Raw genomic sequence first — 2,713 nt, forward strand, 5'->3', positions numbered from 1 at the left:
CCCCTTTCACCCCAACACCCCCCACCCAACCTTTTTCGGGGGGGGGGGGGGGCCCCCGGCGATGGGCTGCGTAGCAGCCCCCTTAATGCGATGTGGCAGGCATTAGGGCAGAGGGACATAGTGAAATCTCTTGCAACACACATGACGCGGGTATATACACGTATTCATGTTGACCAGTGAATGCATCTGCACCCATCTGCGTCGTGCCGCCCGTGGGGTGAGCCGGCATTACGACGAGGCCCTTGCCGGCTTCGGGGTCAATGTCGCCCAGTTTTCCCTGTTGCGTCATTTGCAGCGGCTCGATCGCCCTAGTATCACCACGTTGGCAGAGGCCATGGGCCTGGAGCGTAGTACCCTGGGCCGCAACCTGCGGGTGCTGGAGGCTGAAGGGCTGGTGGCCTTGGCCGATGGTGACGATCAGCGCAACCGTGTGGTGCTGCTGACCGAGGCCGGTACCCAGCTGCTGCACGCTGCCCACCCAGCCTGGGAACAGGCACAGGCCGAACTGGTGGAGCGGCTGGGGGCAGGGCAGCGGGATGAACTGGTGCGTTTGCTGAACCAGCTGGCTTGAATTGATACGACTATAAGCGGGTATATACCCGTAAAACCTTGCGATGTGCTGGAGATAACGACAATGACTTCGGTGTGGCGAACCAGCGGGTGGGTATTGGTGGGGGCAGCGCTGATTCTGGCACTATCCCTGGGTGTACGGCACGGCTTTGGCCTGTTCCTGGCGCCGATGAGCGCGGACTTCGGCTGGGGGCGTGAGGTGTTCGCCTTCGCCATTGCCTTGCAGAACTTGATCTGGGGGCTTGCGCAGCCGTTCGCCGGCGCCCTGGCCGACCGCATGGGCGCGGCGCGGGTGGTGATCATTGGCGGTATTCTCTACGCTGCCGGGTTGGTGCTGATGGGCATGGCCGACTCGGCCTGGTCGTTGTCGCTGAGTGCCGGCTTGCTGATCGGCATCGGTCTGTCCGGCACCTCGTTCTCGGTCATCCTCGGCGTGGTTGGGCGTGCCGTGCCGGCTGAAAAGCGCAGCATGGCCATGGGCATTGCCAGCGCTGCCGGTTCTTTCGGCCAGTTCGCCATGTTGCCGGGCACCCTCGGCCTGATCCAGTGGCTGGGCTGGTCCGCTGCGTTGCTGGTGCTCGGCCTGATGGTGGCGCTGATCGTGCCCTTCGTCGGCCTGCTGCGCGACCGGCCGCTGCCGACTCACGGTGCCGAACAGACCCTGGGCCAGGCCTTGCGCGAGGCGTGCTCGCACTCCGGCTTCTGGTTGCTGGCGCTGGGCTTTTTCGTTTGTGGTTTTCAAGTGGTGTTCATTGGCGTGCACCTGCCAGCCTACCTGGTCGACCAACACTTGGCCGCGACCACCGGCACAACAGTGCTGGCGCTGGTAGGCCTGTTCAATATCGTCGGTACCTTCACCGCTGGCTGGCTGGGCGGGCGCATGTCCAAGCCGCGCCTGCTGACCGGATTGTACCTGCTGCGTGCGGTAGTGATCGTGCTGTTCCTCTGGGCGCCGGTGACTGAAGTCAGCGCCTACCTGTTCGGCATCGCCATGGGCCTGCTGTGGTTGTCCACGGTGCCATTGACCAACGGCACGGTGGCCAGCGTGTTCGGCGTGCGCAACCTGTCCATGCTTGGCGGTATCGTCTTCCTGTTCCACCAGTTGGGCGCCTTCCTGGGCGGCTGGTTGGGCGGAGTGGTGTATGACCGCACCGGCAGCTACGACCTGGTCTGGCAGATTTCCATCCTGCTCAGCCTGCTGGCTGCCGCCCTCAACTGGCCCGTGCGCGAACGCCCGGTCGCCCGGCTTCAGGCTCAGGCTGCATGAACCGCTACGTGGCGCGAGGTCTACTGGCCGTTGCCGCCCTGTTGCTGCTGGCGCTGGTTTGGTGGGGTTGGCACAAGGGCGGGATGGCGTTGATGCAACTGGGCATGAGTGTTTGTTAGACGCTACCCTGCAAGTTCAGGAATTGTCTTGCGGGAGAAACGAGTCATGCGTGCACATTGGTTGACGGTGCCGGTGCTGGCCCTGCTTGCCAGCGCATCGAGCTGGGCTGCCGATTGCCCAGCGTTGTTGGAGGGTAGCCTTCCAGAGTTGCGGGGCAAGGGGCAGGTGGACCTGTGCGAGCGCTTTGCCGGCAAGCCGCTGGTGGTGGTCAACACGGCCAGTTACTGCGGTTTTGCGCCGCAGTTCGAGGGGCTTGAGGCGGCATACAAGGAATATCACGAGCAAGGCCTGGAAATGCTTGGTGTGCCGTCCAATGACTTCAAGCAGGAGGACGCTGACAGCGAAAAGACTGCCAAGGTCTGTTATGCCAATTATGGCGTGACCTTTACCATGACCAAGACACAGGCGGTTCGGGGCGCGGATGCGATACCGCTGTTCGCGGAGCTGGCCAGCCAGAGCAGTGCGCCGAAGTGGAATTTCTACAAGTACGTGGTAGACCGCAAGGGCAAGGTAATTGGTAACTTTTCCAGCCTGACCAAGCCGGATGATCCAGCGTTCCGGGCTGCCATTGAAAAGGCCATTGCCTCCCAGCCATAACCTGGCTGCTCTTGCTCTTGCTCTTGCTCTTGCTCTTGCTCTTGCTCTTGCTCTTGCTCTTGCTTTTCAGCGCGCAATAGTTCAGGCGCCGCCGATTGCGACTTCAGGAGGCCGAGCGGAGGGACTGCGGAGGGAGGTGACGGGCATGGATGCCCGTCA

Annotated in this window: 4 protein-coding genes; all 4 read left to right on the forward strand. The window is 62.6% G+C overall.

The window, feature by feature from the left end:
* Positions 1-166 precede the first annotated feature (166 nt).
* The 4 genes from IRZ77_RS26595 (at position 167) to IRZ77_RS26605 (ending at position 2,554) form a co-directional block, all read left to right on the forward strand.
* Complete coding sequence (locus tag IRZ77_RS26595) at positions 167-571, forward strand: MarR family winged helix-turn-helix transcriptional regulator (RefSeq protein ID WP_046617187.1); 405 nt, start codon at positions 167-169, stop codon at positions 569-571.
* Positions 572-634: 63 nt separating this feature from the next.
* Entirely contained in the window at positions 635-1,837 is a 1,203-nt protein-coding gene (locus tag IRZ77_RS26600; RefSeq protein ID WP_046617188.1) for an MFS transporter, read from the forward strand.
* A complete protein-coding gene (locus IRZ77_RS27115) occupies positions 1,834-1,956 on the forward strand; it encodes a hypothetical protein (protein ID WP_256573786.1) in 123 nt (40 codons plus the stop codon). Before IRZ77_RS26600 ends, IRZ77_RS27115 begins: the two co-directional genes overlap by 4 nt.
* A gap of 46 nt (positions 1,957-2,002) precedes the next feature.
* Entirely contained in the window at positions 2,003-2,554 is a 552-nt protein-coding gene (locus IRZ77_RS26605; RefSeq protein WP_196174633.1) for a glutathione peroxidase, read from the forward strand.
* Positions 2,555-2,713: the final 159 nt, after the last annotated feature.

Origin of the sequence: Pseudomonas pudica (genome assembly GCF_015680405.1) — a bacterium.
In the GTDB taxonomy this organism is placed as follows: domain Bacteria; phylum Pseudomonadota; class Gammaproteobacteria; order Pseudomonadales; family Pseudomonadaceae; genus Aquipseudomonas; species Aquipseudomonas pudica.